Annotated in this window: 6 protein-coding genes; 1 reads left to right on the forward strand and 5 read right to left on the reverse strand. The window is 58.6% G+C overall.

All coding sequences use genetic code 11. From position 1 onward, the window contains the following. Positions 1–611: 611 nt before the first annotated feature. The 5 genes from ROE7235_RS18735 to ROE7235_RS20005 form a co-directional block, all read right to left on the reverse strand. Entirely contained in the window at positions 612–1,439 is an 828-nt protein-coding gene (locus ROE7235_RS18735) for an HNH endonuclease (RefSeq protein WP_085880015.1), read from the reverse strand. A gap of 85 nt (positions 1,440–1,524) precedes the next feature. After that, positions 1,525–1,905: a hypothetical protein gene (locus ROE7235_RS18740; protein WP_121097384.1), complete on the reverse strand. Its 381-nt coding sequence runs from the start codon at positions 1,903–1,905 to the stop codon at positions 1,525–1,527. Then, a complete protein-coding gene (locus tag ROE7235_RS18745; RefSeq protein WP_085880017.1) occupies positions 1,905–3,230 on the reverse strand; it encodes a recombinase family protein in 1,326 nt (441 codons plus the stop codon). Before ROE7235_RS18745 ends, ROE7235_RS18740 begins: the two co-directional genes overlap by 1 nt. Further along, positions 3,227–3,727, reverse strand: coding sequence for a DUF2924 domain-containing protein (locus tag ROE7235_RS18750; protein WP_085880018.1), 501 nt, complete (start codon positions 3,725–3,727; stop codon positions 3,227–3,229). Before ROE7235_RS18750 ends, ROE7235_RS18745 begins: the two co-directional genes overlap by 4 nt. Next, positions 3,724–3,945, reverse strand: coding sequence for a hypothetical protein (locus tag ROE7235_RS20005; protein ID WP_143535591.1), 222 nt, complete (start codon positions 3,943–3,945; stop codon positions 3,724–3,726). Before ROE7235_RS20005 ends, ROE7235_RS18750 begins: the two co-directional genes overlap by 4 nt. Positions 3,946–4,435: 490 nt before the next feature. Here ROE7235_RS20005 and ROE7235_RS18755 point away from each other — a divergent pair. Further along, positions 4,436–4,749 (forward strand): helix-turn-helix domain-containing protein (locus ROE7235_RS18755; RefSeq protein ID WP_183073587.1); only part of this gene is annotated, 314 nt, incomplete at its 3' end.

The following is a 4,749-nucleotide window of genomic DNA, read 5'->3' on the forward strand; positions in this document are numbered from 1 at the left end:
CAGCGCCTCAAGCGCCACAGCAGCTTTAAACTTGTCTGAAAAGTTCCGTCGCTTTGTCATTCTCGTATCCATTCGTGCGCGTTGGATACATCTTAGCACGCTGTCCAAATTTGCCGGACCACTTCAAATCTTGGTGCAATTTCGTTTTTTCAGAGAGTTGAAAGTCGCCTGAATTTCTTTCTAACCTATTGATCTAATGTGGCTTACATCGTAGTGTTGCGTTGAGTTAGGGAGATTTTTGCAATCCCTTCGTCTCCGCCATTATCCCCATTGCGAACCAGTGACACCGCCCTGACGGGCACGGATTTTTCCGTGTTATCAAAGGGGTTTGCGTGAACCGACCGAACCTCATAGACGCGCAGCTTGGCCAAGGCCGGGCTCAGAATGGCCCACAGTCTCAGTTTGGGCGAACCTCTCCCGTTGAGGTTCGGTCCCGTTTTCTCCCTACTTTTCAACGGCCTGCTTCCGCGTCCCGCCAAAACCTAAACGCGCGTTCCGAACGATATCGTTGGCAACATAGACAGAACACGCGGTAGGCGCGTTGCTCGGGATGCCATCGTAAATCGGCGGATTTCTTGGGTAGGTTCGCATCCCAAACCCCCAAGGAATACTCATGCTTTGTCTTCTTGGTCCCCAAGCATGGTGTCGACTATCGCCGCGTAGCGATCTGCAAGCTGGCGCACGTCTTGGTGAGCGAGTTCGATAATCTGCCTGAGCCTCTGGTTTTCCCCTATCGGCAAATAGTCATGTTTCGCCATATGAGCCTCTATTGCGGAAATCCTTTCCGTTTCCGGACCTAAGAAAGCGCGATAATCTTGGTCGGCTTTCGTGGCGTTACAGCGTCGGCAAGCAGGAACGAGATTGCCGAGTCGGTGTTCGCCAAGGGACGTGCGGTTGATCGGAATGACGTGTTCCATCACCAAATCCCCCTCCGCGCCGCAATAGGCGCACCGTTGACCGAAATCGGAAAGGACTGCCTCCCATTGTTCGGCGTTGAACTGTTCGTCGCCAATGCGGCTGAGAAGATGTCGGATAAAGGCATTCTGAGCGATGCCGATGGCACTGCCGCGGTAGCGCCCACGAGCCGCCCGTTCTTTTGCCTCAACCGAGGGTGGTTCTGAGTGCGGGTTGACGTCATGGGCGATCTCTCGCTTTGCCAGATATTGGCGAAAGAGGGAAAGGCTCTTGCTGGTTGGAGGGTTGAACCATTGACTTGTTACCCGCACCGGGACGCCGTGAACTTCGTGCGTGGCGTTGTAAAACCGCACGTGCTCCTCAGGTGCAATTTTCGAGACGGGCTTGCAGAAAGGATAGTTGATGTCGAAGGTTTCTTTTGAATACTGAGGGTCTTGGAGACGGGCAAACTCCGAAGGATCGCCTGTTTCGCAGTATTGAAAAATTGCGCGAACGTTGCGCTTGACGAATTGACCGATCTTCATGTGGGCTTCTCCAGAAATGTGGAGGAAGCTTAGATGGATCCGAGTTTTCTCGCGACCAACATTTGCGACCTGACTGCAACAGAAATCAATCAAACACCCGTTCCGGCTGCTCGATCCAAGGCAGCTCCGCCACGCCGCAGAGGTCGAAGATCGACAGCACGGTTGGCTCGCGCCGGAGGACCAGCCGCTCCAGCACGGAGGGCGCGAGCCATGCCAGCCGGATCACGCGGCTGACATAGCGGTCGGAGATACCTTCCTCTCTGGCAAGGTCAGCGATGGTGTTGACGTCGCCGCGCCCCAGCCTGCGCCGCCAGTCCCATGCGCGGCCGATGGCACGCAGTAGCCGGGAGTCTTGGCCGCGTTCCATGGCTACTTCGATCTCCTTGGGCGGCAGGATACGCGGGCGGCCGCCGCGATTGCGCAGGGTGAGCGGGATGTGGACGCGGAGGGTCTCGGGCTCTGCCATCACGCCACCTCCGGCTTGGCCGGGGCCATCAGCGCGGCAATCGTGCCCAAGCCCTCATGGCGCAGATCGACCGCCAGCCCGGCCTCACTGGCGGTGACCCGCGCCACCAGAAGCCGGACCACTCGGGCCTGTTCGGCCGGGATCAGCGCGTTCCACATCTCATCGAACTGGGTCAGCGAGGCGCTGATGTCCGCCTCGCCAAGGTCAGGCCGATCCTTGCGCATGGTCCGCGACACCCGTGCGGCAACCTCGGGAGTGCGCAGCAGGCGGCGGATTTCACCGACCACGGCATCCTCGACCATGCCACCCGGCAATCGCTGCGGTCCGCGCAATTCGGCCTTGGGCCGTTTCTTGATCACGTCCATCGAGACGTAATAACGATAGCGGCGCGTGCCTTTCTTGGTGTGGTGCGGAGTCATGGCCACGCCGGTTTCGGTGAAGATCAGCCCGCGCAGCAGCGCCGGTGAGGGTTCTTGAGCTGCGGCCTTCCTAAGATACCGGTTGTTCGCGATCACCTCATGCACCTCGTCCCAGAGCGTCTCGTCGATGATCGCGTCGTGCTCGCCGGGATAGGCGTTGCCCTTGTGCACCGCGAGGCCACGATAGACCTTGTTGTGCAGGGTCTTGAGCAGCGAGGTCTTGTCGTAGGGTCTGCCGGTCTTGGTCAGAATCGCACGCGCATCCAACTCGCGGACCACCTGCGCCGTGGAACTGGACCGGGCATAGAGCGTGAAGATCGTCCGCACCGTCTCGGCCTCGGCCGGGTCCACGATCAGCTTGCGGTCCTTCACGTTGTACCCGAGTGGCACCGGCCCGCCCATCCAGATGCCCTTCTTGCGCGATGCAGCGACCTTGTCGCGGATCCGCTCGCCGATAACCTCGCGCTCGAATTGGGCAAAGCTGAGCAGGATGTTCAGCGTCAGCCGCCCCATCGACGTGGTGGTGTTGAAGGACTGCGTGACAGAAACAAAGGTGACGCCGTGCTTGTCGAAGATCTCGACCAGTTTCGAGAAATCCATCAGTGCTCGGCTGAGGCGGTCAATCTTGTAGACCACGACGATGTCGATCAGCCCGTCCTCGATGTCGGCGATCAAGTCCTTCAGGGCGGGGCGTTCCAGCGTGCCGCCGGAGAAGCCACCGTCATCATATTTGTCGCGCAGGCAGACCCAGCCCTCGGCCTTCTGGCTGGCGATATAGGCCTCGCAAGCCTCCCGCTGGGCGTCGAGGCTGTTGAACTCCATGTCGAGCCCTTCCTCGCTCGATTTGCGGGTGTAGATGGCGCAGCGCAGGCGGCGGGGCGGTTGTGGCTGTGGTTGGCGCGTCATTTGCTGATCCTCGGGCGTGGGGTGAAACCGAAGAACTTCCAGCCGTTCCAGTTCGCGCCGGTGATGGCCCGCGCTGCGCCGGAGAGTGACTTGTACCGGCGACCCTGCCACTCGAAGCCCTTCGTCAGCACCGTGACAGTGTGCTCAACGCCGTTCCATTCGCGGACCAGCTTGGTGCCCGGCAAAGGCCGTCGTGGGTCGGTCATTACCTGACCCGGTTCGCCGGAGACCACCTCCGCCGCCAACGCATCCAGAGTCCGCTGCGTGTCGCGGCCTATGCCGCCTAGGGCCAGTTCCTGGATGCGGTAGCCAAGCCGCAGTTCGAGGTTCTGGCGGCTGGTGTTCGGCGCGGGCGCGTCAAAGATCGCCGCCCATTTCTCGCGCAACTCGGGCACAGTCATGGCCTTCAGCGCGACCAGGTCCGCCAGGACAGCGTGGCCCTGCGCGAAGCCAAAGCCCGTTCTCTTTCCTACTGATTTCGTTTTGGTTTTCGTCATTCGTCCTCTCCAACTCGGGTTCGCAACTGGTGACGACGACGGCGAACAAGAGCGAGGATGTCCAGCGAACTGTCTCGGTCGTTCGAAGAATTCTCGTTTATTGTCGGTGGGTTGATGCGATCCACGGCTGTGGCGAGGATCTTTGCGAGTTCCGCCAGCCGCTCATCGGCGGTCAGCGTTTCAGGTGGAGGGGCGAAATTGACGTCGGTGTCGGGCATGGCGGGCGAACCTCAGGTGCTGTTTTGCCCTGTGGTGGCCGCGATGTGGAATGGATTTCAAGTTAAAACAACGGGTTGGTGTATGACCGCGAAATCAAGAGTAGCCGAGCGTCAATTTTGTGTGGCGGGATTGTTTGGAGAGATGCCGACTTCTGCCGCACCACGCAACAATCCCGGAAACGCCTAGGAAGCGTTACTTGCAGCGTCGGGCCGCCGGGCGGTCGAGAATCCGAAGGCCGACGCTTAGGGGGGCGATTTCCCGAATCCCCTCAGAATCGATTGCTTTGGTCGGAATCTTTGAGTGTCGCCGACGATCTGACGGCTTGGCCGCCATCTACAAATGTCTCTACTTATGTCACCTGCGCCAATTTTTTTTGCGACTCAGCCGACAAAAATCAATAGTTTTGTGAGATGAGAGACAAAAAATGCCAAATTGATATAGTGACTTTTGTCCTGCACATTGTGAACATAGATGACAAAGGAAGCAACTATGGCGTTCAAGGCAGAACTTCTTCGCAAGAAGCTCAAGGAAGAGGGAAAGAAGCGCGCTGATCTAGCGGCCGCGACGAGAAGAAATGTGCGCACCGTGAGCCGCTGGCTCACCGGCGAAAATCCTCCCAAGACCAAGGATCTAGAGGCTATTTCGCGGGTTCTGAACTGTCGGCCCCAAGACTTCCTGAAGTGGTCCTGCTTTTTAGGACAGGTTTGCGGCTTGTCTAAGATGCATCAGATTTATGTTCATGCCGCTTTTCGTATCTCTGCTTGCTCGAAGTATGCCGCGTCTGGGGTGCGTTTGTCGAGCGC

Origin of the sequence: Roseinatronobacter ekhonensis, from assembly GCF_900499075.1 — a bacterium.
GTDB lineage: Bacteria > Pseudomonadota > Alphaproteobacteria > Rhodobacterales > Rhodobacteraceae > Roseinatronobacter > Roseinatronobacter ekhonensis.